Annotated in this window: 25 protein-coding genes and 1 tRNA gene; 20 read left to right on the forward strand and 6 right to left on the reverse strand. The window is 60.8% G+C overall.

The window, feature by feature from the left end; genetic code table 11:
• Window position 1 precedes the first annotated feature (1 nt).
• Entirely contained in the window at window positions 2-457 is a 456-nt protein-coding gene (locus tag AC56LW_RS12985; RefSeq protein ID WP_183554882.1) for an Lrp/AsnC ligand binding domain-containing protein, read from the reverse strand.
• 213 nt (window positions 458-670) lie between these two features.
• Here AC56LW_RS12985 and putA point away from each other — a divergent pair, with 213 nt between their 5' ends.
• Both putA and ald read left to right on the forward strand, forming a co-directional pair.
• Entirely contained in the window at window positions 671-4,330 is a 3,660-nt protein-coding gene (putA, locus tag AC56LW_RS12990; RefSeq protein ID WP_499634850.1) for a trifunctional transcriptional regulator/proline dehydrogenase/L-glutamate gamma-semialdehyde dehydrogenase, read from the forward strand.
• A 109-nt stretch (window positions 4,331-4,439) separates the two neighbouring features.
• Window positions 4,440-5,555: an alanine dehydrogenase gene (ald, locus tag AC56LW_RS12995; RefSeq protein ID WP_499634853.1), complete on the forward strand. Its 1,116-nt coding sequence runs from the start codon at window positions 4,440-4,442 to the stop codon at window positions 5,553-5,555.
• Here the strand turns inward: ald and AC56LW_RS13000 are convergent.
• On the reverse strand, window positions 5,552-6,319 hold the full coding sequence (locus tag AC56LW_RS13000; protein WP_499634856.1) for a 5'-methylthioadenosine/adenosylhomocysteine nucleosidase: 768 nt from the start codon (window positions 6,317-6,319) through the stop codon (window positions 5,552-5,554). The genes ald and AC56LW_RS13000 overlap by 4 nt on opposite strands.
• A 1,110-nt stretch (window positions 6,320-7,429) precedes the next feature.
• Between AC56LW_RS13000 and AC56LW_RS13005 the strand changes: the two genes are divergently transcribed.
• The 18 genes from AC56LW_RS13005 (at window position 7,430) to AC56LW_RS13090 (ending at window position 23,165) form a co-directional block, all read left to right on the forward strand.
• Window positions 7,430-8,257: an alpha/beta fold hydrolase gene (locus AC56LW_RS13005; protein WP_499634859.1), complete on the forward strand. Its 828-nt coding sequence runs from the start codon at window positions 7,430-7,432 to the stop codon at window positions 8,255-8,257.
• Between the two features lie 66 nt (window positions 8,258-8,323).
• Complete coding sequence (locus tag AC56LW_RS13010) at window positions 8,324-9,094, forward strand: sulfite exporter TauE/SafE family protein (RefSeq protein ID WP_499634861.1); 771 nt, start codon at window positions 8,324-8,326, stop codon at window positions 9,092-9,094.
• Between the two features lie 201 nt (window positions 9,095-9,295).
• Complete coding sequence (gene mnmG, locus AC56LW_RS13015; protein ID WP_499634864.1) at window positions 9,296-11,227, forward strand: tRNA uridine-5-carboxymethylaminomethyl(34) synthesis enzyme MnmG; 1,932 nt, start codon at window positions 9,296-9,298, stop codon at window positions 11,225-11,227.
• Window positions 11,224-11,874 (forward strand): 16S rRNA (guanine(527)-N(7))-methyltransferase RsmG, encoded by a 651-nt coding sequence (rsmG, locus tag AC56LW_RS13020; protein ID WP_332531179.1) that lies wholly within the window; start codon window positions 11,224-11,226, stop codon window positions 11,872-11,874. Before mnmG ends, rsmG begins: the two co-directional genes overlap by 4 nt.
• Window positions 11,875-12,039: 165 nt before the next feature.
• Window positions 12,040-12,810 carry a ParA family protein gene (locus tag AC56LW_RS13025; protein WP_332531178.1) on the forward strand — a complete coding sequence of 257 codons (771 nt, stop codon included), beginning with the start codon at window positions 12,040-12,042 and terminating at the stop codon, window positions 12,808-12,810.
• 23 nt (window positions 12,811-12,833) lie between these two features.
• Window positions 12,834-13,712, forward strand: a complete 879-nt coding sequence (locus tag AC56LW_RS13030) for a ParB/RepB/Spo0J family partition protein (RefSeq protein WP_499634867.1) — start codon at window positions 12,834-12,836, stop codon at window positions 13,710-13,712.
• A 260-nt stretch (window positions 13,713-13,972) separates the two neighbouring features.
• Window positions 13,973-14,308, forward strand: a complete 336-nt coding sequence (locus tag AC56LW_RS13035) for an ATP synthase subunit I (RefSeq protein WP_258836928.1) — start codon at window positions 13,973-13,975, stop codon at window positions 14,306-14,308.
• Between the two features lie 4 nt (window positions 14,309-14,312).
• Window positions 14,313-15,146, forward strand: coding sequence for a F0F1 ATP synthase subunit A (atpB, locus tag AC56LW_RS13040; RefSeq protein WP_332531175.1), 834 nt, complete (start codon window positions 14,313-14,315; stop codon window positions 15,144-15,146).
• Between the two features lie 87 nt (window positions 15,147-15,233).
• Window positions 15,234-15,485 carry a F0F1 ATP synthase subunit C gene (atpE, locus tag AC56LW_RS13045; RefSeq protein WP_370660592.1) on the forward strand — a complete coding sequence of 84 codons (252 nt, stop codon included), beginning with the start codon at window positions 15,234-15,236 and terminating at the stop codon, window positions 15,483-15,485.
• A 77-nt stretch (window positions 15,486-15,562) separates the two neighbouring features.
• On the forward strand, window positions 15,563-16,033 hold the full coding sequence (locus tag AC56LW_RS13050) for a F0F1 ATP synthase subunit B (protein WP_258836931.1): 471 nt from the start codon (window positions 15,563-15,565) through the stop codon (window positions 16,031-16,033).
• A gap of 2 nt (window positions 16,034-16,035) precedes the next feature.
• The gene (locus tag AC56LW_RS13055; RefSeq protein WP_258836932.1) at window positions 16,036-16,569 is read left to right on the forward strand and encodes a F0F1 ATP synthase subunit delta; all 534 of its coding nucleotides are present in this window, start codon (window positions 16,036-16,038) and stop codon (window positions 16,567-16,569) included.
• A gap of 80 nt (window positions 16,570-16,649) precedes the next feature.
• Window positions 16,650-18,191 (forward strand): F0F1 ATP synthase subunit alpha, encoded by a 1,542-nt coding sequence (gene atpA / locus AC56LW_RS13060; RefSeq protein ID WP_183554851.1) that lies wholly within the window; start codon window positions 16,650-16,652, stop codon window positions 18,189-18,191.
• Window positions 18,192-18,247: 56 nt separating this feature from the next.
• Window positions 18,248-19,123, forward strand: coding sequence for a F0F1 ATP synthase subunit gamma (gene atpG, locus AC56LW_RS13065; RefSeq protein ID WP_183554849.1), 876 nt, complete (start codon window positions 18,248-18,250; stop codon window positions 19,121-19,123).
• A gap of 102 nt (window positions 19,124-19,225) precedes the next feature.
• Complete coding sequence (gene atpD, locus AC56LW_RS13070; protein WP_091869718.1) at window positions 19,226-20,632, forward strand: F0F1 ATP synthase subunit beta; 1,407 nt, start codon at window positions 19,226-19,228, stop codon at window positions 20,630-20,632.
• Between the two features lie 27 nt (window positions 20,633-20,659).
• Complete coding sequence (locus AC56LW_RS13075; protein WP_183554845.1) at window positions 20,660-21,082, forward strand: F0F1 ATP synthase subunit epsilon; 423 nt, start codon at window positions 20,660-20,662, stop codon at window positions 21,080-21,082.
• Between the two features lie 276 nt (window positions 21,083-21,358).
• Window positions 21,359-21,787 (forward strand): CoA-binding protein, encoded by a 429-nt coding sequence (locus AC56LW_RS13080; RefSeq protein WP_499634870.1) that lies wholly within the window; start codon window positions 21,359-21,361, stop codon window positions 21,785-21,787.
• A gap of 67 nt (window positions 21,788-21,854) precedes the next feature.
• A complete protein-coding gene (locus AC56LW_RS13085) occupies window positions 21,855-22,448 on the forward strand; it encodes a glutathione peroxidase (protein WP_499634872.1) in 594 nt (197 codons plus the stop codon).
• A gap of 105 nt (window positions 22,449-22,553) precedes the next feature.
• Window positions 22,554-23,165, forward strand: a complete 612-nt coding sequence (locus AC56LW_RS13090) for an OmpW/AlkL family protein (protein ID WP_499634875.1) — start codon at window positions 22,554-22,556, stop codon at window positions 23,163-23,165.
• Here AC56LW_RS13090 and AC56LW_RS13095 read toward each other — a convergent pair.
• The 4 genes from AC56LW_RS13095 to AC56LW_RS13110 all read right to left on the reverse strand — a co-directional run bounded on the left by AC56LW_RS13095 (window position 23,153) and on the right by AC56LW_RS13110 (window position 26,434).
• Entirely contained in the window at window positions 23,153-24,979 is a 1,827-nt protein-coding gene (locus AC56LW_RS13095) for a chorismate-binding protein (protein ID WP_499634878.1), read from the reverse strand. The two genes, AC56LW_RS13090 and AC56LW_RS13095, sit on opposite strands and share 13 nt — an antisense overlap.
• 9 nt (window positions 24,980-24,988) lie before the next feature.
• The gene (gene slmA / locus AC56LW_RS13100) at window positions 24,989-25,567 is read right to left on the reverse strand and encodes a nucleoid occlusion factor SlmA (RefSeq protein ID WP_499634881.1); all 579 of its coding nucleotides are present in this window, start codon (window positions 25,565-25,567) and stop codon (window positions 24,989-24,991) included.
• Between the two features lie 24 nt (window positions 25,568-25,591).
• A complete protein-coding gene (locus tag AC56LW_RS13105) occupies window positions 25,592-26,320 on the reverse strand; it encodes a pyrimidine 5'-nucleotidase (RefSeq protein WP_499634883.1) in 729 nt (242 codons plus the stop codon).
• A 39-nt stretch (window positions 26,321-26,359) separates the two neighbouring features.
• Window positions 26,360-26,434, reverse strand: a tRNA-Thr gene (locus tag AC56LW_RS13110).
• Window positions 26,435-26,439: the final 5 nt, after the last annotated feature.

Genomic DNA, 26,439 nt, shown 5'->3' on the forward strand with positions numbered 1-26,439 from the left:
CTCAGCGAATTGGCAGCTTGGTGGAATTTTTCACTTCTTCCATCACCGCATAGGTGTGCGTCTCGCGCACACCTTTCTGCAGCAGCGTCTTGCCCAGAAATTCGCGGTAAGCGGCCATGTCTTTCACGCGCGCCTTGACCAGGTAGTCGAAGCCGCCCGCCACCATATGGCATTCGAGCACTTCGGGAATCATCTGCACACTCTGCTTGAAGGCATCGAACACTTCAGGCGTGGTGCGGTCGAGCACGACTTCGATGAACACCAGCAGCGACACGTCCAGCAACTGCGGATTGAGCTGGGCGGTGTAGCCCATGATGTAACCCGATTCGTGCAGCTTGCGCACACGTTCGAGACAGGCAGCCGGCGACAAGTTGACACGCGCCGCCAGTTCGACGTTGCTGATGCGGCCGTCGTTCTGCAATTCGGCCAGAATCTTTTTGCTAATCTTGTCCAGCATGCTACATCTCCTTGTAAATTTTATTTGGTCAGATTGTCGCATCAAAAACTATCTATTGCCAGTATCGGTTAAATCCAGAATAAATCCAGAAGAAATCCTTCTACAATCGAATCATTTCCACCAAGTTCCAATCTGCGCCGGCTGTTGCTCACAGCACGGCGCTTTTGCTGTGCGGTGGCCCTCGTTGTGTATTTTTCTTTTGACTAGATAGCCATGCAGATTGCTGCTCACCCGGCCTCCACCTTCGTTCCGTTCGACGCTCTTCACGCTGAAATCAAGCGCGACCAAACTCCCCTGCGCGCTGCCATCACGGCCGCCTACCGCCGCGATGAAACCGAGGCGGTGCAGTGGCTGCTGGCCCAGGGGTCAGGCGCCAGCCATGACGCCCAGGCACTGGCGCACCGCCTGGTCGCCGCCGTGCGCGAAAAGCGCACCCGCTCGTCGGGCGTGGACGCCCTGATGCACGAATTCTCGCTGTCATCGGAAGAAGGCGTGGCATTGATGTGCCTGGCAGAAGCACTGCTGCGCATTCCGGACAGCGAAACGGCCGACCGCCTCATCGCCGACAAGATCAGCAAGGGCGACTGGCGCAAGCATCTGGGCGAATCCCCGTCGCTGTTTGTCAACGCGGCTACCTGGGGGCTGCTCATCACCGGCAAGCTGGTGTCGACCAACAGCGAGCAAGGCCTGGGCTCGGCGCTCACGCGCATGATCGCCAAGGGTGGCGAACCGCTGATCCGCAAGGGCGTCGACATGGCGATGCGCATGCTGGGCAACCAGTTCGTCACCGGCCAGACCATCGACGAGGCACTGAAAAACAGCCGCGAGAATGAAACGCGCGGCTACCGCTACTCGTACGACATGCTGGGTGAAGCAGCCCTGACCGAACTCGATGCGCAACATTACTATGCGTCGTACGAGCAGGCAATCCATGCGATCGGCAAGGCCTCGAATGGCCGCGGCATCAAGGATGGCCCGGGCATCTCGATCAAGCTCTCGGCGCTGCACCCGCGCTACAGCCGCGCGCAGTCGGCGCGCGTGATGGACGAACTGCTGCCGCGTGTGCGCAGCCTCGTGCTGCTGGCCAAGCGCTACGACATCGGCATCAATATCGACGCCGAAGAAGCCGATCGCCTCGAGATCTCGCTCGACATGCTCGAGGTGCTGGCGTTCGACCCCGAGCTGGCCGGCTTCGAAGGCATCGGCCTGGTCGTGCAGGCCTACCAGAAGCGCTGCCCGTACGTGATCGATTATGTGATCGACCTGGCCAAGCGCAGCAACCGCAAGTTCATGGTACGGCTGGTGAAGGGCGCCTATTGGGACGCGGAGATCAAGCGCGCCCAGGTCGACGGCATGCCCGGCTATCCGGTCTATACGCGCAAGGTGCACACCGATGTGTCTTATCTGATCTGCGCGCGCAAGCTGCTCGGTGCGTCCGACATCCTGTACCCGCAGTTCGCCACCCACAATGCGCATACGCTGTCCGTCATCTATACGTGGGCGCGTCTGGGCAACATCAGCAACTACGAATTCCAGTGCCTGCACGGCATGGGCGAGACGCTGTACGACCAGGTCGTGGGCAGCAAGAACCTCGATAAACCCTGCCGTATTTACGCTCCGGTCGGTTCTCACGAAACCCTGCTGGCCTACCTCGTGCGCCGCCTGCTGGAAAACGGCGCCAACTCGTCGTTCGTGAACCAGATCGTCGACGAGAGCGTTGCTATCAACACCCTGATCACCGATCCGTTCGAGGCCGCCCGCGCCAGCGGTGGCAAGCCGCATCCGGCGATCGCACTGCCGGTGGACATGTTCGGTACTGAGCGCAAGAACTCCGCCGGCATGGACCTGGTCAACGAAGACATCCTGGGCGAGCTGGCCATTGGCCTGTCGCAACAGCGCCGGCACGTCGCCGCGCCCCTGACCGCAGCAAAGGTCGACGCCGGCCCGCTCGCCAACGTGGTCAACCCGGCGCAGTCGGCCGATATCGTCGGCCTGGTGCAGGAAGCCTCGCGCGCCGACGTCGACGCCGCGCTGGCAGCGGCCAGTGCCTTTGCCGGCGAGTGGGCCGCCACCAGCACGGCCGAGCGCGCCGCGATCCTGGAGCGCACCGCCGACCTGTTCGAGCACCATGGCGTCGAGCTGATGGCCCTGGCCGTACGCGAAGCGGGCAAATCGCTGCCGAACGCGATCGCCGAACTGCGCGAAGCAGTCGACTTCCTGCGTTACTACGCGGTGCAGATCCGCGCTGCAACAGGAGTCCAAGCAAACGTCCAGGCACTCGGCCCGGTCAGCTGCATCAGCCCATGGAACTTCCCGCTGGCGATTTTCACGGGGCAGGTCGCGGCTGCACTGGCCGCCGGCAACGTGGTACTGGCCAAGCCGGCCGAGCAAACGCCGCTGATCGCCCACCGCGCGGTGGAGCTGTTCCTCGAGGCCGGCACGCCGCGCGCTGCGCTGCAACTGCTGCCGGGCCGCGGCGAAGTCGTCGGCGCCGCGCTGACTGCCGACAGCCGCATCAAGGGTGTGATCTTCACCGGGTCGACCGAAGTCGCGCAGCTGATCAACCGCACGCTGGCCAAGCGCGCGGAACAGGAAGGCATCGACATTCCGCTGGTGGCCGAAACGGGTGGCCAGAACGCGTTGATCGTCGATTCGTCGGCGCTGCCCGAACAGGTGGTGGGCGACGTGTTGAGTTCGGCCTTCGATTCGGCCGGCCAGCGCTGCTCGGCGCTGCGCGTGCTGTTCCTGCAGGAAGACATCGCCGACAAGACCATCAAGATGCTCAAGGGTGCGATGCAGGAACTGCGCGTGGGCAGCCCGGATCGCCTGACAACCGATATCGGCCCGGTCATCGATGCGGAAGCGCAGCGCAACCTGCTGGCGCACATCGAACGCACGAAGGCCACGGCGCGCAGCCACTTCGCGCTCGAGCTGCCGAGCGCCATCAGCAGCTGCGGCACGTTCGTGCCGCCAACGGTGCTCGAGATTGCGTCGCTGTCAGAATTAAAGCAAGAGGTGTTCGGCCCGGTCCTGCACATCGTGCGCTACCGCCGCGCCGATCTGCCGAAGGTGATCGCGTCGATCAATGCCACGGGTTTTGGCCTGACGCTGGGCGTGCACTCGCGCATCGATGAAACGATCGATTACATCGTCAACCATGCGCACGTCGGCAATATCTACGTGAACCGCAATATCGTCGGCGCAGTCGTCGGCGTGCAACCGTTCGGTGGCGAGGGCAAATCCGGGACTGGTCCGAAGGCCGGCGGCCCGTTGTACATCAAGCGCCTGCAGCGCGGCGCGGCGCCATTGATGGACCATGTCCGTCAGGCTGACGTTGCGCTGGAAGCGCTGATCGGCTGGCTGCGCACGAACGGCCAGCAACCCGTGGTGGCATTGGCCGAAGGCTATGCGCGCACGTCGCTGAATGGCGTGGCGATCGACTTGCCGGGGCCGACCGGCGAGCGCAATCGCCTGTCGTTCACGCCGCGCGGCGTCGTGCTGTGCGCATCGGGCACGCCGGCGGGTTTGCTCAATCAAGTGGCAGCTGCGCTGGCCACCGGCAACCGCGCACTGGTGCTGACCATGTCGCCAGAGGCGATTCCGGCCAACCTGCCGCAGGCGGTCAAGGAGCGCGTGCGCTTCATCGGCAAGGACGAAGTCGATGCGGGCGAATTCGCGATCGCCCTGGTCGAATCGGGCCTGGCCGGCTCGCTGCGCACGCAGCTGGCGGCGCGCAGCGGCGCCATCGTCGGGGTGGTCGATACCGAACCACTGGCCGCGGTCGATCTGTGGCGGCTGGTAGCCGAACGTGCCGTCTGCGTCAATACGACGGCGGCTGGCGGTAACGCCAGCCTGATGACACTGGGCCTGTAATTCACACCACATCGGCGACTTCGGTCGCCGATGTGCTTTCTAACCCGCATTCTCGCCAGGAGCAGTAACAGCAGTTGCAGGAACCACACCAACAACAAGGAGACTCACCATGCTTGTAGGCGTTCCAACCGAAATCAAGAACAACGAATACCGCGTCGGCCTCACGCCGGCATCGGTGCATGAACTGGTGGCGCAAGGCCACCAGGTGCTCGTCCAGCAGGGCGCCGGCAACGAGATCGGCTTGCCCGATGCGCAGTACGTCGCGGCCGGCGCCAGCATCGTGGCCAGCGCCCAGGAGGTGTTTGCGCAGGCTGACATGATCGTCAAGGTCAAGGAGCCGCAGGCGGCTGAATGCGCGATGCTGCGCGAAGACCAGATCCTCTTCACGTACCTGCACCTGGCGCCCGATCCCGATCAGACGGCGGCGCTGGTGCGGTCAAGAGCCATCTGCATCGCCTATGAAACCGTTACTGGCCCGGGCGGCGGCTTGCCACTGCTCGCGCCGATGAGTGAAGTGGCAGGGCGCATGTCGATCCAGGCGGGCGCCGCGCACCTGGAAAAATCCAGGGGCGGCATGGGCCTGCTGCTGGGCGGTGTACCGGGCGTGGCTGCGGGCCACGTCGTCATCATCGGCGCCGGCGTAGTGGGCGCCAATGCCCTGCAGATGGCGGTGGGCACAGGCGCACGGGTGACGGTGCTCGACAAGAACCTCGACCGCCTGCGCCAGCTCGACCTGGTCTATGGCAACCGCATCGCCACGCTGCATTCCAACGCGCAGGCGCTCGAAGAAGCCGTGCTCTCGGCGGATCTGGTCATCGGCGGGGTGCTGGTGCCGGGCGCTGCAGCGCCGAAACTCGTCACGCGCAGCATGGTGTCACGGATGAAGAACGGCGCAGTCATCGTCGATGTGGCGATCGACCAGGGCGGCTGCTTTGAAACGTCCCACGCCACCACCCACGCCGATCCGACCTTCGTCATCGACGGCGTCGTGCATTACTGCGTGGCGAACATGCCTGGCGCAGTCGCGCGCACATCCACCTTTGCGCTGAACAACGCCACGATCGGGCACGTGCTGGCACTGGCCGGCAAGGGCTGGCGGCGCGCGCTGGGAGATGATCCCCACCTGCGCCATGGCCTGAATGTCTGCCAGGGCAAGGTCACGTTCGAGGCCGTGGCGCACGCACTGGACTACGACTACATGCCGGCCGAGTCGCTGCTGGACTAGAGCGGCGCTGCCGCCAGATCCCGGCACAGGCGCCGGGTGATGTGGAATGCGTACTGCGCGGCCACGGTCTTCACGAAGCCCATGAAGTCGTGCGCCGCGTGTTCGTTGGCGTTGTCCGAGATCGCCCGGATGACGGCAAACGGCACGTTCAGTTCGTGACACACCTGCGCCACCGCAGCGCCTTCCATCTCCACCGCCACCAGGCCAGGCAGTGCGGCATTCATCGCGTCGATCTTCGCAGACTCATGTACGAACTGGTCGCCGCTGGCAATCAGGCCGCGGTGTACCCGCGGCTGTCTCAAGCCAAATTGTTCACGGTCGGTCTGCGCGATCGCATGCGTCAGTTCCTCGTCCAGGAACGCATGCGCTGCACTGGACACCCGCTGCGACAGCCGGGCGTCCGGCTGAAAATGCGTTTGGCCCGTCAATAGCACCTCGAAACGGGGAAAGAGGGGACTGGCATCCATGTCGTGCTGGACGAGCGATTCAGCCACCACGATGTCGCCAACCCGGATCGACGCGTCCCCTGCACCAGCCACACCCGTGAACAGGATGTGGGTAACTCCGAACTTCTCAACAAGCGTTGTCGCCGTCATGGCGGCAGCAACCTTGCCAATTCGCGACAGAACGCACACGGCGTCGATTTCCCACAGCTGTCCGAGAAAGTACTCACGCTTGCCGTGGATGAGCGTGGAGGGCCCTTGCAAGGCTTCCACGAGCCCTGCCTGTTCTTCGTGCAACGCGCTGATGATGCCTAGACGCATTTTTTTGCTGGGCCGTTGTGCATAAGCGCCGGATTGTACACAGCATTGTCAGCCGTTGGAGACAAATTTGCGGCCCTGGTTTTTCGTTCTGGAAAACGCTTTTTTTTGGCTGCGCTGCTGTTTGCTTATTTAATTAAGAGATCTGTATACAAAATAATAGTAGTAAGTAAACGCACGATTTTCTGTGGATAAGGTTCGTTTACTCAACAGAATCAGCGCGTTAAGTCCTGTTTTTTATGCGGGACAACACCTGCGCGAGTCACGCACGGATCGTGGACAAAAATTTGGTTGTCGCCAAAAGCCGGGGTTCTGCACAGTTGATGCTGTGGATATGCAGGCGCTTGTCCACAGGACGTTGGCGCTTGGAAGCTGGTTGTCAGTGATCGATGCTGATTGGCAATCTCAGATTGCTGCCGTTTTTTGCGGCTGCGGTTTTTTTTTGAAAAACGCTTTTAGAACGATGTTCAGTCGAGCTTCTGGCCGAAGATGCTCGGTGCGCAAGTTATGCAGTTTGTTTACTTAAAAGCTTGTATACAAAATAGTAGTAATAGTAAACGCGGCTGATTGTGTGGATAAGTCCGGATTTTTCCATAACTTCAACGGTTTACCCAGTTTCAAACTGACTGGAGAACCCTGGTGCTCACGGTGCAGCGAAGGTGAACAGATTTGCGGACCGTTGAAAAAAACGGGCTTTTGCACATTCCATCCTGTGGATATGCATTGGGTTCTCCACAGACCTGAAAGCCGGCTTGCAGTGACCGGGTTGCTGCGATCTGCCACGGACAGAAAATTTTTTTTGAAACAGGCATCTCAGGTTTACAACCAATAACTGTATACAACATTGGTAGTAATAAGTAAGGGACACCACCTTCTGTGGACAACCCGGTTAACAAGAACAAAATCATCGACTTACACTACGTATAAGGCAGTGCACTATTGACCGGGCTTCCTGGTGGCAAATCTGGACAAGATTTTTGCTTGTGTACAAAACCCGAGTTCTGCACAAACCGTACCTGTGGATATCCATTTGCTTATCCACAGGTGGGGTCTGGACAGGCGTTTACGTTCTGGTAAGCTGTGTTTCATCGAGTCAGCGCCAAGGGGAGCCGCATGGAATTCGAGTCGCATTACGCCAAGGTCAATGGCCTCAACATGCACTACGTGACAGCTGGCGAAGGTCCGCCGGTGATCCTGCTCCATGGCTTCCCCGATACGCACCAGATCTGGCGCCGTCAGATTCCTGAACTGGCTGCGGCGGGTCTGCGTGTGATTGCACCTGACCTGCGTGGATACGGCAAGACCGATATGCCGCAAGACGTCGGCGCGTATGCCGTGTCGTTTCTCGCCGATGATGTATTGCGATTCATGGACGCGCTGGGTATCGACAAGGCTGTCGTGGTCGGTCATGACTGGGGCGCATTGATTGGCTGGCACTTGGCCATGCATGCGCCGGAGCGCGTCGTGCGTTATGCCGCCCTGTCGGTCGGCCATCCCAAGGCAATCGCTTCTTCAAACCTCGGCCAGAAACTGCGGTTCTGGTACATGCTCGTTTTCAAGACCCCTGTAGTCGCTGAGGCATTGCTGAAAGCAGGGGACTGGGCTGCATTACGAAAAATGATTCGCAGCCGCGAACAGCAAGAGATCTGGATTGCGGCGCTTTCCCCCGAAGGTCGCCTGACGGCAGCGCTGAATTATTATCGCGCCAATTTCAAGCCGTCATCCGCGCGCGCTTGGCTGCCGGTCAATGTGCCGGTGATGGGTGTCTGGAGCGAGCACGATCCAGCATTGGGCGAGCAACAGATGCTCGATTCACGCGAGCAATGTCGTGCAGGTTTTCGCTATGAACGCATCGATGGTGTGGGCCACTGGTTGCAGCTCTCGGGTGCAGATCGGCTGAATGCATTGCTTCTTGACTTCGTGAAATCGCCGATCGCTTGAGCGCCAGGTAAGTACGTACGGCATGCCGTAGAATTGCGGCTTCAGCACTCCTCCCGAATCCTTTCCATGATTGATGTTGTTTGGCTCGGCGGCGCCGCGTTCGCCGCCGGCCTGGTCGATGCCGTTGTCGGCGGCGGTGGCCTGGTCCAGCTTCCCGCGATGTTCTCCTTGTTGCCGAAAGAAGCGCCGGCAACCATCCTCGGTACCAACAAGCTTGCGGCAATCTTCGGCACAGGTTCGGCCGCCTTGGATTACGCGCGGCGCGTGCGGGTAGCGTGGAGTACCGCCGCTCCGGCAGCCGCCGCTGCATTTCTATTGTCGTTCGCTGGCGCTTGGACGGTAACGCGCGTGCCTGCCGATTTCGTCCGCGCCTTGTTGCCGGTCATCCTCGTTGCGGTGGCGGTCTACACCTTCATGAAGAAAGACCTTGGGTCCGTGCACGCTCCGGTGCACAGCGGTCTGGCCGAGCGGTATTGGGCCATCGGGATTGGCGCAGCGATCGGGTTCTACGATGGGTTCTTCGGTCCCGGTACCGGCAGCTTCCTGATCTTCCTGTTCGTGCGTTTCTTCGGCTTTGATTTCCTGAGTGCTTCAGCCGCGGCGAAGATCGTCAACGTGGCGTGCAATTTCTCGGCGCTGATATGGTTCGGTTACAGTGGCCATATTCTGTGGCAACTCGGACTGATGATGGCGGGTTGCCAAATCGTAGGGTCACTGACTGGCACGCGACTCGCAATGAAGTATGGCAGCGGCTTCGTGCGCAAGGTCTTCCTGTTTGTCGTCAGCGCGTTGATTATCAAGACTGCCTACGATTCCTTCACAAAGTTGGGTTGGTAGTCCCCATTGTTCCACGTGAAACATCGTGGAGCCGGGTTAACCCGGCTTCAACAGTCGCGACGTTCCACGTGAAACAATCGTCACGCTCATTTGACTGACGTTCCACGTGAAACAAAATTCGTCGTTTTCTGGCGCTCGAAGAATCAGGCGCTGGAAAAGAATCTATAATCGCGCATTAGTCTCCTCGCCTCACATCCCATCATGCTATTTCCAACTGAATTCGACGTCATCGTCGTCGGCGGCGGCCATGCCGGTACCGAAGCTGCACTCGCGTCTGCACGCACAGGTCAAAAGACCCTTTTGCTAACGCACAATATTGAAACCCTGGGCGCGATGTCCTGCAATCCGTCGATCGGCGGCATTGGCAAAGGACATCTGGTCAAGGAGGTCGATGCCCTCGGCGGCGCGATGGCCATTGCCACCGATGAGGCGGGTATCCAGTTCCGGATCCTGAATTCATCGAAGGGTCCGGCCGTGCGTGCCACCCGCGCCCAAGCCGACCGCGTACTGTACAAGGCAGCGATTCGCTCGCGCCTGGAAAACCAGCCGAACCTGTGGTTGTTCCAGCAGGCCGTCGAAGACCTGATCGTCGAGGGCGACCGTGTCGTCGGCGCCGTCACGCAAGTGGGTCTGAGTTTCCGTGCGCGCGCAGTTGTGCTGACCGCCGGTACTTTCCTCGACGGGAAAATCCACGTCGGCCTGCAAAATTATGCCGGCGGCCGCGCTGGCGATCCACCGGCGACCTCGTTGTCGGCGCGCCTGAAGGAACTCAAGCTGCCGCAAGGCCGCCTGAAAACGGGCACACCGCCGCGCATCGATGGCCGCAGCATCGACTTCTCGCTGCTGACCGAGCAACCGGGCGACCTCGATCCGGTGCCGGTGTTCTCGTACATGGGCAATGTCGCGATGCATCCGAAGCAGGTGCCATGCTGGGTCACGCACACCAACGAGCGCACGCATGACATCATCCGCGCCGGGCTGGACCGCAGCCCGATGTACACCGGCGTGATCGAGGGCGTCGGTCCGCGCTACTGCCCGTCGATCGAAGACAAGATCCACCGCTTCGCCAGCAAGGAATCGCACCAGATCTTCCTTGAGCCGGAAGGCTTGACGACCAACGAGTTCTATCCGAACGGTATCTCGACCAGCCTGCCATTCGACGTGCAACTGGCCCTGGTGCGTTCGATGCGCGGCATGGAAAACGCGTTCATCCTGCGGCCCGGCTATGCGATCGAATACGATTACTTCGATCCGCGCGGCTTGAAAGCATCGCTGGAAACCAAGTCGATCAAGGGTCTGTTCTTCGCCGGCCAGATCAACGGCACGACCGGCTACGAAGAAGCGGCGGCCCAGGGTTTGCTGGCAGGCCTGAACGCCGCGCTGCAAACACAGGGCAAAGATGCCTGGACACCGGGTCGCTCGGAAGCGTACCTTGGCGTGCTGGTCGATGACCTGACGACGCAAGGTGTAGCCGAGCCATACCGCATGTTCACCAGCCGCGCCGAATATCGCCTGTCGCTGCGTGAAGACAATGCCGACATGCGCCTGACCGAAATTGGCCGCAGTCTTGGTCTGGTTGACGATGCGCGTTGGGCGGCGTTCGAGACCAAGCGCGAATCCGTCGCACGCGAACTGGAACGTCTGCGCTCGGTCTGGGTCAACCCACGCATCCTGGCAGCGGCCGAGTCGGAGCGTATTGTCGGCCAGCCACTCGAGCGCGAATACAATCTGGCCGATCTGCTGCGCAGACCGGGCGTGAACTACGACACCTTGATGACGATGCGTGGTCTCGAAGGGCAGAGCCTGGCGGGTCCCGGCGTTGAGGATTCCGCTGTCAAAGAGCAGGTCGAGATTCAACTTAAATATTCCGGCTACATCGATCGCCAGGCGCGTGAAGTCGAGCGTCACGATCACTACGAAAACATGAAGCTGCCCGAGAACCTGAACTATCTGGATATCGAAGCGCTGTCGTTCGAAGTACGCCAGAAGCTCGACAAGCAGCGGCCTGAAACCCTGGGCCAGGCCTCGCGCATTTCGGGCGTAACCCCGGCCGCGATTTCGCTGCTGCTGGTGACGCTGAAAAAACGGGGCGCCAAAGGCTTTGCAACTGCCGCAGCCGAGGTGGCCGAATGAAATACAACTTCGATCACGATGCACTGGCGGCCGTGCTGGACCAGGGCATCAAGGACATGACGCTGGCCATCACGCCCGAGCAGCAGACCAAGCTGATGGGCTATCTGGCGCTGATGAACAAGTGGAATGCTGTCTACAACCTGACGTCGCTGCGCGATCCACAGCAGATGGTCACGCACCATCTGCTCGATTCGCTCGCGGCGGTACCGGCGTTTGCCGATGCCCGCAATGTGCTGGACGTGGGGGCAGGGGGCGGATTGCCAGGCATTGTCCTGGCGATCGTGCGGCCAGACATGAACGTGTCGATGATCGACACCGTGCACAAGAAAACCGCATTCCTGAACCAGGTGAAAGCAGAGCTGAAGCTGACCAATGTCAGCGTGCACACGATGAAAGTGCAGGACCTGGTCGTGAGCGAACCATTCGACGTGATCACCTCGCGTGCGTTTGCCGATCTGTCCGACTTCGTCAACTGGTCGGGCCATCTGCTGGCCGACGGCGGCAAATTCATTGCGTTGAAAGGCGTGGCGCCGAGCGAGGAGCGCGAGCGCTTGCCACAGGACTGGAAAGTCGTGGATCTGCAACCGTTATGGGTGCCAAGACTGCAGGCAGAGCGACACTTGGTATTCATCGAGCGAGCCGCCTAAAAGCTACCAATAGTACATATAATATAAATTATACGAACTGTACTAATCGTATTATCTGTATTAACCGTATAAACAGTTTATATCGTTTATCTCATATAAACCAATGAAACGGTTTTATTGTATGAGCGATATGATGCCTTGTAGTCGCATCCAGGAAAGGAAAAGATGGCGAAGATTTTTTGCGTTGCGAACCAGAAGGGTGGAGTAGGCAAGACCACCACCAGCGTCAACCTGTCCGCAGGCCTGGCCAAACTGGACCAGCGCGTGCTGCTGGTCGACCTCGACCCGCAGGGCAATGCCACGATGGGCGCTGGCATCAACAAGGCCGAGCTGGCAGCGTCGATCTATCAGGTGCTGCTGGGCGAGTCCGATGTGGCCACGGCGCGCGTGCGCTCGGAAGCAGGGCGCTTCGATGTGCTGCCCGCCAACCGCGAGCTGGCTGGCGCCGAAGTCGAGATGGTCGCGCTCGAGAACCGCGAGCGGCGCCTGAAGGAAGCGCTGGCTGCGGTGGCCGATGACTACGACTTCATCCTGGTCGACTGTCCACCCGCGCTGTCGCTGCTGACATTGAACGGCCTGTGCGCCGCAGACGGCGTGATCATCCCGATGCAGTGTGAATACTATGCGCTCGAAGGCTTGTCCGACCTGGTCAACACGATCAAGAAGGTGCACGCCAACCTGAACACCGACCTGAAGATCATCGGTCTGCTGCGCGTGATGTTCGATCCGCGCATGACCCTGTCGCAGCAGGTCTCGGGCCAGCTCGAGCAGCATTTCGGCGACAAGGTGTTCAAGACGATCATTCCGCGCAATGTGCGGCTGGCCGAAGCGCCGTCGTACGGCATCCCCGGCGTGACGTTCGATCCGTCCTCGAAAGGCGCCCAGGCGTATATCGCGTTCGGTGCTGAGATGGTCCAGCGTATCAAGACCATGTAATCAATCACAAAGCTGACAAAGAGATGGCAACCAAAAAACTCAAGGGACTGGGCCGCGGCCTCGACGCCCTGCTTGGCGGCGACCTGGACGCCGCACCGGCCACGCCGAACACGCCGTCCGTGCTTGCCGTGACCCAGATCCAGGCCGGCAAGTACCAGCCCCGCACGCGCATGGACGAAGTGAGCCTGTCGGAACTGGCCGCATCGATCAAAACCCAGGGCATCATGCAACCGGTGCTCGTGCGCCCGTTGCCGCCGGGTAGCAGCACACCTTACGAGATCATCGCCGGCGAACGGCGCTTCCGCGCGGCGCAGATGGCCGGCCTGGATGAAATCCCGGTGCTGGTGCGCGACGTCGACGACCAGGCTGCAGCCGCGATGGCGCTGATCGAGAACATCCAGCGTGAAGACCTGAACCCGCTTGAAGAAGCGCAGGGTATCAACCGCCTGATTTCGGATTTCAATTTCACGCACGAACAGGCGGCCGGCGCGGTAGGCCGCTCACGCAGTGCGGTATCGAACCTGCTGCGCCTGATTAACCTCGCACCGCCGGTGCAGACGATGCTGATGGCCGGCGACATTGACATGGGGCACGCCCGTGCCTTGCTGGCGGTCGACAGCGCCCACCAGATCACGCTGGCCAACCAGGTCATTGCCAAGCGGCTGTCGGTGCGCGAAACGGAAAAACTCGTTACGCGCGCGCTCGATGAACACAACGCCCCGGCGCAAGCCGCCCGTGCGAAAGACAAGTCAGGCGACATCGTGCGGCTCGAAGAAGAGCTGTCGGACAAGCTTGCCACCCCGGTCGTGTTCAAGATGGGCCCGAAGGGCAGGGGCCAGATGATCATCGATTTCGCCGACCTCGACATCCTCGATGGGGTGCTGGCGCGCCTGCGCGGCTGACCGGCAGGGGGCTGCAGGCAGGGTAGCCGGTGACCCGGCTACCCTGCAATGTGACAACCACTGCCTACACCATCTGGCGTTAAGTTGTTGAAAATAATGCGCTATCCACCAGCAACGTGTCACATTTTCGTCATCTTTACAGAGCAGTTATAAGTAGGGAATCGTTTGACTCACATCCGTATAACCACTTATAATTCCGGCGATTCATGTAATTACCACCACGTAGTACGTCCATAGCGGCAGCGAGAAGACCAAAAAATATGCTGCGCATCGTTTCCCTGCAATTGATTGCAACAGTCGTCGCCGGAATCATTGCCGCGCTTCTGGGGGGATGGCCTGCGATGGTGTCGGCTGTGCTGGGTGGTTTGTGTTGTGTCGTACCCAACGGGATCATGGCAGTGCGCTTGTTTGCGGCGTCCGCGAGTGGACGAGCAAGTCCCGCGACATTTTTCATCTGGGAATTCGTAAAGATTGCATTGACGCTGGCGCTTCTGGGCGCGACGGCGTGGCTGTACCGCGATCTGAACTGGCTGGCATTGATCGTCGGGTTCATCGTGGCGCTGAAAAGTTACATCATCTTATTATTTAGGCATTGACGACATGGCGACTCCAATTGACGGCGCAGCGCACGCGCCCACCGCATCAGAATATATCAAGCACCACCTTGGTCACCTGTCGAACGGTCACCAGGTAGGTCCGGTTGATTTTTCGATCATCAACTACGACACCATGTTCTGGTCGATCGCCATGGGCATCACCGGTTGCCTGGTGATGTGGTCTGCCGCGCGCAAAGCCACCGCTGGCGTGCCAGGTCGTTTCCAGGCTTTCGTCGAAATGCTGTTTGAAATGGTCGATGACCAGGCCAAGTCGATCGTCCATGGCGATCGCAGCTTCATCGCCCCTGCTGCTCTGACGGTATTCGTCTGGGTTGCGCTGATGAACTCGCTGGACTTGCTGCCAGTCGACATGTTCTCGTGGGCATTTGCTTTCTTTGGTGTGGAACATATCTTCCCGTATCATCGCGTGGTACCGACCGCCGACCTGAATGGCCCGATGGGCATCGCTCTGGGCGTGCTGGCACTGATGTTCTATTACAGCATCAAGATCAAGGGCTTGGGCGGCTGGATCCACGAGTTGTTCGCAGCACCGTTCGGTATCTGGATGGCGCCGTTCAACCTGCTCCTGAACATCATTGAATACGCAGCAAAACTGGTGTCGCTCGGTATGCGACTGTTCGGCAACATGTTTGCCGGTGAGCTGCTGTTCCTCTTGATCGCACTGCTGGGCGGATCGGCCACCATCTTTGGTTTTGTTGGCCACGTCATTGCCGGTTCCATCTGGGCGATCTTCCACATCCTGATCGTACTCCTGCAGGCATTCATCTTCATGATGCTGACGCTGGTGTACCTCGGTCAGGCTCACGATAGCCACTGATCGGCGCCGCAAGCATCGAACAAGATAGTGGTTGTAAAGAAGTTGTAGTTTTTAATCTAGTTTTCAATTTAACTTTTGGAGTTACACATGACTGACCTTTCTTTTGTTGCACTGGCTTGCGGTTTGATCATCGGCCTGGGCGCTATCGGTGCTTGTATCGGTATCGCGATCATGGGCGGTAAGTACCTGGAAGCCAGCGCACGTCAGCCAGAACTGATGAACACCCTGCAGACCAAGATGTTCCTGCTGGCTGGTCTGATCGACGCTGCATTCCTGATCGGTGTTGGTATCGCTATGCTGTTCGCGTACACCAACCCATTCGTCGCACCAGTCGTCTAAGCCATCGGCTCTCGATGTCTTGAAGGGCCGAACCATTCCTGGTTCGGCATCCGTGTTTCTGTAAGAAGGAAAAAACCGTGAACATTAATGCAACCCTGTTTGCTCAGTTCGTGGTCTTCTTCATCCTGGCACTGTTCACGATGAAATTCGTGTGGCCGCCACTGATGAAGGCGCTCGATGAGCGCGCCGCGAAGATTGCAAGTGGCCTGGCTGCTGCTGACCGTGGCAAGGCCGATCTGGCTGCTGCTGAAAAGCGTGTCCAGACCGAACTGGCTGGCGCCCGTGACGAAGTCCAGAAACGCATCACCGACGCTGAAAAGCGCGCTGCTGTGATTATCGAAGAAGCCAAGCGTACTGCCGCCGATGAAGGCGCGCGTATCGTTGCCGCCGCCAAGGCTGACGCCGAGCAGCAAGTCAACAGCGCACGCGAAGCACTGCGTGGCCAGGTTGCCGCCCTCGCGGTCGCCGGCGCCGAGCAGATCCTGAAGCGTGAAGTGAACGCAGCGGCCCACGCCGACCTGCTGTCGCAACTGTCGACCGAGCTCTGATCATGGCAGAACTCGCAACCGTCGCCCGCCCCTACGCCGAAGCGCTGTTCCGTGTCGCCCAAACCGGCGACATGAACGCGTACTCGGCCATCGCGTCGGAACTGGGCCAGATTGGCGCCAGTGCCGACGTGCAGACCTTCGCCAGCAACCCGATCGTCACGCACGCACAACTGGCGGACACGATTGCGTCCCTGGTCAAGTCGCCGCTGAATGCTGAAGCGAAGAACTTTATCGCGATGCTGGCCCAGAACGGCCGCATCAACCTGCTGCCCGAGATCAGCACCCAGTTTGCGCTCCTGAAAAACGCGAACGAGGGCGCTGCCGATGCGATGATCCATAGCGCGTTCGAGATCTCGGCCGACCAGCTGGCGCAGCTGGTCGCCACGCTGGAAAAGAAATTTGGCCGCAAGCTCAACCCAACGGTAACAGTGGATCCTTCGCTGATCGGTGGTGTGCGCGTGGTCGTCGGTGACGAAGTGCTCGATACCTCGGTTCGCGCCAAGCTGCAACGGATGCACGTTGCGCTGGCCAACTAAATACGACGTATCGACTGGCACGCGCCGGCGTTCCCGCCCTTGCCCTACGCATCAAGAAACTATAATTGGAGTTAGCAAGCATGCAACTTAACCCATCTGAAATCAGCGAACTGATCAAGAGCCGGATCCAGGGCCTCGAAAGTTCGGCTGACGTTCGCAATCAAGGCACGGTGATCTCGGTCGCCGACGGTATCTGCCGCATCCATGGTCTGTCGGACGTGATGCAGGGCGAGATGCTGGAATTCCCAGGCAACACCTTTGGCCTGGCCATGAACCTCGAGCGCGACTCGGTCGGCTCGGTCATCCTGGGTGCTTACGAGCACATCTCGGAAGGCGACATCGTCAAGACCACCGGCCGTATTCTGGAAGTGCCGATCGGTCCTGAACTGTGCGGCCGCGTCGTCAATGCACTGGGCCAGCCGATCGACGGCAAGGGTCCTGTCAACGCCAAGCTGACCTCGCCAATCGAAAAGATTGCGCCAGGCGTTATCGCGCGTGAATCGGTCTCGCAGCCAATGCAGACCGGTATCAAATCGATCGACGCAATGGTGCCGATCGGCCGTGGCCAGCGTGAGCTGATCATTGGTGACCGCCAGACCGGTAAATCGGCTGTTGCAGTCGACGCGATCATCAACCAAAAAGGTCAGGGCGTGACCTGCGTGTACGTCGCGATCGGTCAGAAAGCATCGACCATCAAGAACATCGTGCGCTCGCTGGAAACGCACGGCGCGATGGAGTACACCATCGTTGTTGCTGCATCGGCGTCGGAATCGGCCGCCATGCAATACATCTCGGCCTACTCGGGCTGCGCGATGGGCGAATACTTCCGCGACCGCGGCGAAGACGCACTGATCGTGTACGACGATCTGTCGAAGCAGGCAGTTGCCTACCGCCAGATCTCGCTGCTGCTGCGCCGTCCACCAGGCCGCGAAGCGTACCCAGGCGACGTGTTCTATCTCCACAGCCGTCTGCTCGAGCGCGCAGCACGCGTGAACGCCGACTACGTGTCGAAGTTCACCAACGGCGCCGTGACCGGCAAGACCGGTTCGCTGACCGCACTGCCGATCATCGAAACGCAAGCTGGCGACGTCTCGGCATTCGTGCCGACCAACGTGATCTCGATTACTGACGGCCAGATCTTCCTGGAAACGTCGCTGTTCAACGCCGGTGTCCGTCCTGCGATCAACGCCGGTATCTCGGTGTCGCGCGTCGGTGGTGCTGCTCAGACCAAAGTCATCAAGAACCTGTCCGGCGGTATCCGTACCGACCTGGCCCAGTACCGTGAACTGGCTGCGTTCGCGCAGTTCGCATCGGACCTAGACGAATCGACCCGCAAGCAGCTGGACCGCGGTGCGCGCGTGACCGAACTGCTCAAGCAGCCACAGTTCTCGCCACTGTCGACCTCGCTGATGGCCGCATCGCTGTTCGCCGTCAACAAGGGCTACCTGGACGATATCGAAGTCAAGAAAGTGCTGCCATTCGAGCACGGCCTGCACGCCTTCCTGAAGTCGGGCCATGCAGCGCTGCTGGCGAAGATCGACGAAACCAAGCAACTGGACAAAGACGGCGAAGCAGCATTGGCCGCGGCCGTTGCTGATTTCAAGAAATCCGGCGCATATTAATCTGTGGGCCGGCGTCGCCTGACGGCGATGCCGGTGCCTGGAAGGAGTAAGGACTCATGGCAGCAGGCAAAGAGATTCGTGGCAAGATCAAGAGCGTAGAGAATACGAAGAAGATCACCAAGGCGATGGAAATGGTCGCCGCATCGAAAATGCGCAAGGCGCAGGAACGTATGCGCGCCGCCCGTCCCTACAGTGACAAGGTTCGTAACATCACCGCCAATCTGGCCACTGCAAACCCGGAGTACACGCACGCATTCATGGCGCAAGCCAAGGACGTGCAGGCAAAGGCAGTTGGTTTCATCGTCGTCACGACCGACAAGGGTCTGTGCGGCGGCATGAACACCAACATCCTGCGCCAGGTAACCGTCAAGGCGCGCGAACAGGAACAGGCGGGCAACCGCGTCGAGGCAGTTGCCATTGGCAACAAGGGCCTGAGCTTCCTGAACCGTGTCGGCATGAAGCTGGTGTCGCAAGCCACGCAGCTGGGCGATGCACCGCAACTGGACAAGCTGATCGGACCGGTCAAAGTGATGCTGGACGCGTACCAGGAAGGCAAGCTCGATGCTGTCTACCTGTGCTACACCAAGTTCATCAACACGATGAAACAGGAAACCGTGGTCGAGCAACTGCTTCCGCTGTCAGCCAATTCGCTGAAAGCCGATGCAGGCGCCACCAGCTGGGACTACATCTACGAACCGGAAGCACAGGTCGTCATCGACGAGCTGCTGGTGCGTTACGTGGAAGCGCTGGTTTACCAGGCAGTGGCAGAAAACCTGGCGTCCGAGCAATCGGCACGCATGGTTGCAATGAAGGCCGCGAGCGATAACGCCGGCAGTGTCATCAGCGACCTCAAGCTGGTCTACAACAAGACCCGCCAGGCGGCGATTACCAAAGAACTCTCCGAGATCGTGTCGGGCGCAGCAGCAGTCTAACAGCGCCGCCCGTGGGGATGGCGTCAAGCGGGCCTGGCTCGCACGCTGTCCCCAACCGATCAAAGCAAAAAAGAATTTAACTAAATATCTGAAGGAACGAACATGGCTGATGGCAAAATCGTTCAGTGTATCGGCGCAGTGGTTGACGTGGAATTCCCACGTAATGCCATGCCGAAAGTGTACGACGCACTGAAAATGGAAGGCTCGGATCTGACCCTGGAAGTCCAGCAACAGCTGGGCGACGGCGTGGTCCGTACCATTGCTCTGGGCAGCTCGGACGGCATGCGCCGTGGCATGATCATCCAGAACACCGGCAAGCCAATCATGGTCCCGGTCGGCACCCCGACCCTGGGCCGCATCATGGACGTGCTGGGCAACCCGATCGACGAATGCGGTCCGGTCAGCCACGAGCGCATGGCGTCGATCCACCGTGACGCGCCAGCCTACGACGAACTGTCGCCATCGACCGACCTGCTGGAAACCGGCATCAAGGTCATCGATCTGGTCTGCCCGTTCGCCAAAGGCGGTAAAGTCGGCCTGTTCGGCGGCGCCGGCGTCGGCAAGACCGTCAACATGATGGAACTGATCAACAACATCGCCAAGGCACACTCGGGTCTGTCCGTGTTCGCCGGCGTGGGTGAGCGTACCCGTGAAGGTAACGACTTCTACCACGAGATGGCCGATGCAAAAGTCGTCGACCTGGAAAACCCTGCCAACTCGAAAGTGGCAATGGTCTACGGTCAGATGAACGAACCACCAGGCAACCGTCTGCGCGTCGCGCTGACCGGTCTGACCATGGCGGAAGCGTTCCGTGATGAAGGCAAGGACGTTCTGTTCTTCGTCGACAACATCTACCGTTACACCCTGGCCGGTACCGAAGTTTCGGCACTGCTGGGCCGTATGCCATCGGCAGTGGGCTACCAGCCTACGCTGGCCGAAGAGATGGGCCGTCTGCAAGAGCGCATCACCTCGACCAAGACCGGTTCGATCACGTCGATCCAGGCCGTCTACGTCCCTGCGGATGACTTGACCGACCCATCGCCAGCAACCACCTTTGCTCACCTGGATTCGACCGTCGTTCTGTCGCGTGACATCGCCTCGCTGGGTATCTACCCTGCAGTCGACCCACTCGATTCGACCTCGCGCCAGCTGGACCCGCTCGTCGTCGGTGAAGAGCACTACGCCACCGCGCGCGCTGTGCAGAACACCCTGCAGCGCTACAAGGAACTGCGTGACATCATCGCGATTCTGGGCATGGACGAGCTGGCACCGGAAGACAAACTGGTCGTGGCACGCGCTCGCAAGATGCAGCGTTTCCTGTCGCAGCCATTCCACGTCGCTGAAGTGTTCACCGGCGCGCCAGGCAAGTACGTTTCGCTGAAAGACACGATCAAGGGCTTCAAGATGATCGCATCGGGCGAACTGGATCACCTGCCGGAGCAAGCGTTCTACATGGTCGGCACGATCGAGGAAGCTATCGAGAAAGCCAAGAAACTGGCTGCTGGTTAAGTCGCTTTCTTCCACTGAAAGACACACATGGCAAACACATTTCAAGTCGACGTCGTCTCGGCCGAAGAGCAGATCTTCTCCGGCCAGGCCGAATTCGTCGCGTTGCCGGGTGAAGCGGGTGAGCTGGGTATCTACCCGAAGCACACCCCGTTGATCACGCGCATCCGCCCGGGCGCCGTGCGCATCCAGGTTGCCGGTGGTGGTGAAGAGTTCGTCTTCGTCGCCGGCGGTATCCTCGAAGTGCAGCCGAACGGCGTGACCGTGCTGGCCGACACCGCAATCCGCGGCGCCGACCTGGACGAAGCGAAGGCAACGTCCGCGAAGAAGCAGGCTGAAGACCTGATGCTGAATCAGGAGTCGAAGATCGACTACGCAAAAGCCCAGGCCGAAATGGCCGCGGCAATTGCGCAGTTGGCGGCGATCCAGCGTCTGCGTTCGAAAGGCCGTTGAGCTTAGTACAAGCTCGGCAACAAGAGAGGCAGCCTGCGGGCTGCCTTTTTTTCGTCTGTGTACTGGGTCACGGCCCACCCATTCGCTGTTGTGACTGGCGTAGGGTGGACGGCTCTGCCGTCCACGCTTTCAAACCACCCCTGCTCCGTGGTACATCAATGCCGGTTGAACGCGTGGGCGGGAAACCCGCCCACCCTACGGCTGCCGGCCACAGTGCCAAGGTAGATAAGCCAAACCTGCTAAGCTGATCGCCATCCCAACGACCTGCCTGCCACCATGCGCACCATTGCCCAGATCCTCGAAGAAAGCACCACCATCGCCATCGTCGGCCTGTCGACCAAGCCGGACCGGGCCAGCCACGAAGTGGGTGCCTACCTGCAGCAGCACGGCTACCGCATCCTGCCAGTGAACCCCCAGTACACCGGCGAGACGATCCTCGGCGAGCCCGTGTTCGCCACGCTGCAAGACGCTGCCGCCTCGCTCGCAGACACCGGCCAGCGCATCGACATCGTCGATTGCTTCCGCAAGTCGGAAGACATCGGCCCGATCGCGCGCGATGCGATCACTGTGGGGGCAGGGTGCCTGTGGATGCAGCTCGAGATCGAGAACCAGGTTGCCGCCGATCTGGCGCGCGCCGCCGGCCTGGATGTGGTGATGAACCACTGCATCAAGATCGAGCACCGCAGCCTTCACGCAAGTGCCTGAAAAGCGGCGCGTGGCGTCGCTGCCCGCGCTACAATCGCTGCTACTTCCACCTCGTCAATACCACGCCATGATCAAGACCATTGCCCTGCTGCTCGCCGCCACCGCTGCCGCCAGCGTCATCCCGCCCGCAAGCGCGCAGGCAGCGCCTGCTGCACCAGCGCCGGCATTGAGCAAAACGCCGGCTGCCTGCCCGGCAGTGCTCAAGCACAGCTTCAAGCGCCTGCAGGATGAAGCGCCGCAAGACCTCTGCCAGTACAGCGGCAAGGTGGTCCTGGTGGTCAACACGGCCAGCTACTGCGGCTTTACCAAGCAGTACGAAGGCCTGGAAAAGATCTACGCCAAGTATGGCAGCCGTGGCCTGGTGATCCTGGGCTTCCCATCGAACGACTTTGGCCAGCAGGAACCAGGCAACGCGAAAGAAATCGCGGACCTCTGCTACAACACCTACGGCGTGAAGTTCCCGATGTTCGCCAAGACGTCGGTCAAGGGACCCGACGCCAACCCGCTGCACGCGCAGCTGATCAAGGCGACCGGCAAGGAACCGAAGTGGAACTTCACCAAGTACCTGATCGGGCGTGACGGCAAGGTGCTCGAATACTTCCCGAGCAAGGTCACGCCGGAAGACCCGCAATTGGTCGGTATGATCGAAAAAGCGCTGTAACCTTACTGACAGCATGGTCATTTTGATGTGGATCAACGTTTTTTTGGGTCCACATCAATAAGCTTACCTTCGTCGACAGTGACATGACAACGAAAGGTAAGAACAATGAAAACGATGTTGAAATCCGTAGTAGTGGCCCTGATTGCCGTGGCGTCCGCGCAGGTGTTGGCACAGGAATCGCCATGGCTGGTGCGTGCACGCGCCATCCAGATGGAGCCAGATAACAAATCGAGCCCGGTTGGCGGTGTGGGCGCGGCAGACACGATCAAGGTCAGCAACAAGACCATCCCCGAGCTGGACATCAGCTACTTCTTCACGCCAAACTTCGCGGCGGAACTGATCCTGACCTATCCGCAGAAGCACAATGTGACGCTGGCCGGCACGAAGATCGGCAGCTTCAAGCACCTGCCGCCCACCTTGAGCGCGCAATACCACTTTGCACCGGGCGCCACCTTCAATCCGTACCTGGGCGTGGGCGTGAACTACACGCGTATCTCGAGCGTCAAGCTGCTCAATGGCGCGGCTGACCTGGAGAACGACAGCGTCGGGCTGGCGCTGCAGGCTGGCGTTGATTTCCGCCTGGACGAGCACTGGTCGCTCAACGCCGACATCAAGCGCGTCAATATCCGCAGCGACGTCATCGTCGGTGGCGCCAACATCAGCCATCTAAAAGTCGATCCGATGCTGTTTGCCCTGGGTGTCGGTTACCGCTTCTGAAGAAGCACGGCGCGCAGCGGCCCACGCAGCGCGTTGCAGACGACGATGTCGTCGGCCGCTTCGAGCATCGCGCGCGTGATCACGCCTTCGCGCGCATGCCATGCGGGCGCTGCCAGCAGCACGCCCCGCATGACGCCCGGCAGCACGCCACAGGCCAACGGCGGCGTGATCCACGCGTCACCCATGCGCACGAACACATTGCTGCGCCCACCTTCCGTCAATTCACCGCGCTCGTTGAAGAACAGCGCATCGAACGCGCCGCGCGCTTCGGCCGCCTGCCAGGCCGCGTCGTAGCGGTCGCGCCGGCTCGTCTTGTGACGCAGGAAGATGTCGCCACTGGCCGTCGGTTCGTCGGCCAGCAGCACCAGCACCGGCTCCTGCAGGGGCGCCAGCACGCCCGATGTGATGGTCAGCGCGCCGGCCGCATCGATGGCCAGGCGCATGCGGTACGTGCTGTCGGTCGGCAGCGCCAGGCAGGCGGCGTCCAGGGCGGCGTGCGCGGCGCCGGGGTCAAACGGGACACCGAAATAGCGGCACGATGCGTGCAAGCGCTCGAGGTGCCGTTCGACGTGGCCGCAGCCATGCTCGCGTGATGCGCGCAGCGTTTCGAAGATCGTGACATCGTTGGCCAGCCCGGTCAGGAAGCCTGCTTTCAACTGGCACTCCGCGAATTCGTCATGCGCTTCGCTGTCGTGGACGATGCCGGCGCCCACACCCAGTTCGCCGCGCCTTATGTCGTTCTCTGGCGCCGCTAGTGCCAAAGTACGGATCGGCACCGACAGACAAAAGTCGCCGAACGGGCGGCCCTGTGGCGCCGGATCGAACCAGCCGATCGCGCCGGTGTAGACGCCGCGTGCATCGGGCTCGAGATCGTGGATGATTTCCATCGCGCGGCGCTTGGGCGCGCCCGTGATCGAGCCGCACGGGTACAGCGCGTCAAAGATATCCACCAGCGCCGCATCGGGCTTCAGTCGCGCCTGCACCGTGGACGTCATTTGCAGCACGGCGCCGTAGCGCTGCACGTCAAACAGCACGGGGGTCTGCACGCTGCCCGTGACGGCCACGCGGCCCAGGTCATTGCGCAGCAGGTCGACGATCATCAGGTTCTCGGCGCGGTTCTTGGTGTCCTGCGCCAGGTCGCGCGCACGCGCAGCATCGATGGTGGCGTCACCGCTGGCGCGCGCCGTGCCCTTCATCGGTCGCGCCTGCAGCACGCCGGCCTCGTGGCGTACGAACAGCTCGGGCGAGAACGACAGCAGCGCGCGGCCATCCGGCAGTGCCACCAGCGCGCCATACGGCACCGGCTGGCGCGCGCGCAGGCGCGCATACAGGGCGACGAGCGGGCCGAAGGCGTCGAAGCGCAAGCGATACGTGTAGTTGACCTGGTAGGTGTCGCCCGCTTCAATGAGGGCGCGGATGCGGCCGATGGCCTCGACGAACTGCGCCTCGTCGACATTGGCCGTGATGGCGGCCACGCCGGCAATCTGGTCCGGGCCTGCGCTGCGCGTGGCGAGCCACGATGCGACCTGCTCGCCCGTCAGATGGTCGCACCGCGAAAACAGCAGCACCTGCGCCAGCGGTCCATCCACGGCGCGCGCCGGCAGGTTCTGCAGGTGCGCGCCAAGTTCGTAGGTCAGCAGCGGCACCGCATACAAACCCTGCTGCAGCGCAGTTTGCAGGGCCGCCAGCAGCGGCGCCCAGCCGCTGGCATCATCACAGGTCAGCGTGCCGGCATGGCCGCTGTAGAGCCGCGAACGGGCTTCGTGCGTGGCGCGCGCATCGTCGAGCAGTGCAAAGACTTCACCAGTATCCATCCCCGGATTTTACGCTGCCAGCAGCAACGACAGGTGCAGCGGCGTGCCGTCCACGGGACTGACCTTGAAGCCGCTCTTGGCAAAGCGGTGCCAGCGGCCGGTGACGTAGTTCATCAACAGGCTCGCGCGGCCGGCGACATCGGGTTCCTGGCCATGGCCCTGCGTGACGGCCACGCGCAACGCCCCCTTGAACGCCAGCTCGACCTTGTCGTAAAACGCGTTCATGCGGTGCTGCAGGCGCTCGTCTTCGTTCACCAGCGCGTCGCCGATCAGCACACGCGTCATGCCCGGATTGTTCGCTGCAAAGCCGAGCAGCATCTGCACGATCGCGCGCGTCTGATCCAGGCCGCCTTCTTCGTTTTCAGTAATCTGGTTGATGACGCCGAATACCGAGGTCTCGATGAACTCGATCAACCCCTCGTACATTTGCGCCTTGCTGGCAAAGTGGCGGTACAGCGCCGCTTCAGAGACGCCCAGGCGCGCGGCCAGGGCGGCGGTGGTGATTTTCTCGCCCTTGGGCTGCTCGAGCATCGCGGCCAGGGCCTGAAGGATTTGCAGCTTGCGCTGGCCGGGCTTCGTGCTTGCCATGGGATCCCTAGGAGTGTTGATCGATTAACGCAGCCTCGACAGCCGCGCAGGAAGTTGCCGCACGGATTTTACTTTGACATTGACGTAACCGGGGCATTTCAATGTCCTCGGCAGGGGGGCGGTGCCAATCGGATCGGCCATGCGCAGGTATTGCGTGACCCAGACGGTACGCAGGCCCAGCTGGCGCGCGGTGCGCAGATTGGCCAGCGTGTCTTCGACCAGGATGCAGCGCTGCGCGGCCACGCCATGCTTGCGCAAGAGGCGGCGCAGCATCAGCTTGGACGGCTTGGGCCGCAACTGGCGGTGCACGTGCATGTGCTCGATCGCCACATGGTGCGAGAAATGGTTGTGCAGCTTCAGGCGGCGCACGATCTCGGTCGAGTACGAGTTGGGCGCATTGGTCAGCAGGATCTTGCGGCCCGGCAGGCGGCGCAACAGGCGCCCCAGGCCGCGCTCGAAGCGCAGCAGGTCGGCCAGCGGCCCGATATCGTGCGTCTCGCGCAGGAAGTCGGTCGGGCACACCTGATGATGGCGCATCATGCCGAGCAGGGTCGCGCCGTAGCGCTTCCAGTACCCGACGCGCGCGGCATTGATCATCGCTTGCGTGGCAGTTTCGCCATTCTGGCTGAGCACGCGCGCGATATAGGTGTTCATGTTGGCGCTGATCGCCGGAAAAATCGCATGCGATGCGTCGTGCAGGGTGTTGTCGAGGTCAAATAACCAGACAGGTGCGCGGGGTAGGGGAGTGGCCACGGTGCGAGGCGTTGGTAAAGCAGAGGGGAGGTGAAGCGATGGTGCCCTTTACGTGGATTGAACACGTGGCCTCTCCCTTACCAAGGGAGTGCTCTACCACTGAGCTAAAAGGGCGGTAC

It is taken from the genome of Telluria sp. LT2P80 (assembly GCF_059685955.1).

Excerpts from the sequence above, each read along its gene's own strand:
- AC56LW_RS12985 (WP_183554882.1), bottom strand. The coding sequence starts at position 457 with ATGCTGGACAAGATTAGCAAAAAGATTCTGGCCGAATTGCAGAACGAC.
- putA (WP_499634850.1), top strand. The coding sequence starts at position 671 with ATGCAGATTGCTGCTCACCCGGCCTCCACCTTCGTTCCGTTCGACGCT.
- ald (WP_499634853.1), top strand. The coding sequence starts at position 4,440 with ATGCTTGTAGGCGTTCCAACCGAAATCAAGAACAACGAATACCGCGTC.
- AC56LW_RS13000 (WP_499634856.1), bottom strand. The coding sequence starts at position 6,319 with ATGCGTCTAGGCATCATCAGCGCGTTGCACGAAGAACAGGCAGGGCTC.
- AC56LW_RS13005 (WP_499634859.1), top strand. The coding sequence starts at position 7,430 with ATGGAATTCGAGTCGCATTACGCCAAGGTCAATGGCCTCAACATGCAC.
- AC56LW_RS13010 (WP_499634861.1), top strand. The coding sequence starts at position 8,324 with ATGATTGATGTTGTTTGGCTCGGCGGCGCCGCGTTCGCCGCCGGCCTG.
- mnmG (WP_499634864.1), top strand. The coding sequence starts at position 9,296 with ATGCTATTTCCAACTGAATTCGACGTCATCGTCGTCGGCGGCGGCCAT.
- rsmG (WP_332531179.1), top strand. The coding sequence starts at position 11,224 with ATGAAATACAACTTCGATCACGATGCACTGGCGGCCGTGCTGGACCAG.
- AC56LW_RS13025 (WP_332531178.1), top strand. The coding sequence starts at position 12,040 with ATGGCGAAGATTTTTTGCGTTGCGAACCAGAAGGGTGGAGTAGGCAAG.
- AC56LW_RS13030 (WP_499634867.1), top strand. The coding sequence starts at position 12,834 with ATGGCAACCAAAAAACTCAAGGGACTGGGCCGCGGCCTCGACGCCCTG.
- AC56LW_RS13035 (WP_258836928.1), top strand. The coding sequence starts at position 13,973 with ATGCTGCGCATCGTTTCCCTGCAATTGATTGCAACAGTCGTCGCCGGA.
- atpB (WP_332531175.1), top strand. The coding sequence starts at position 14,313 with ATGGCGACTCCAATTGACGGCGCAGCGCACGCGCCCACCGCATCAGAA.
- atpE (WP_370660592.1), top strand. The coding sequence starts at position 15,234 with ATGACTGACCTTTCTTTTGTTGCACTGGCTTGCGGTTTGATCATCGGC.
- AC56LW_RS13055 (WP_258836932.1), top strand. The coding sequence starts at position 16,036 with ATGGCAGAACTCGCAACCGTCGCCCGCCCCTACGCCGAAGCGCTGTTC.
- atpA (WP_183554851.1), top strand. The coding sequence starts at position 16,650 with ATGCAACTTAACCCATCTGAAATCAGCGAACTGATCAAGAGCCGGATC.
- atpG (WP_183554849.1), top strand. The coding sequence starts at position 18,248 with ATGGCAGCAGGCAAAGAGATTCGTGGCAAGATCAAGAGCGTAGAGAAT.
- atpD (WP_091869718.1), top strand. The coding sequence starts at position 19,226 with ATGGCTGATGGCAAAATCGTTCAGTGTATCGGCGCAGTGGTTGACGTG.
- AC56LW_RS13075 (WP_183554845.1), top strand. The coding sequence starts at position 20,660 with ATGGCAAACACATTTCAAGTCGACGTCGTCTCGGCCGAAGAGCAGATC.
- AC56LW_RS13080 (WP_499634870.1), top strand. The coding sequence starts at position 21,359 with ATGCGCACCATTGCCCAGATCCTCGAAGAAAGCACCACCATCGCCATC.
- AC56LW_RS13085 (WP_499634872.1), top strand. The coding sequence starts at position 21,855 with ATGATCAAGACCATTGCCCTGCTGCTCGCCGCCACCGCTGCCGCCAGC.
- AC56LW_RS13090 (WP_499634875.1), top strand. The coding sequence starts at position 22,554 with ATGAAAACGATGTTGAAATCCGTAGTAGTGGCCCTGATTGCCGTGGCG.
- AC56LW_RS13095 (WP_499634878.1), bottom strand. The coding sequence starts at position 24,979 with ATGGATACTGGTGAAGTCTTTGCACTGCTCGACGATGCGCGCGCCACG.
- slmA (WP_499634881.1), bottom strand. The coding sequence starts at position 25,567 with ATGGCAAGCACGAAGCCCGGCCAGCGCAAGCTGCAAATCCTTCAGGCC.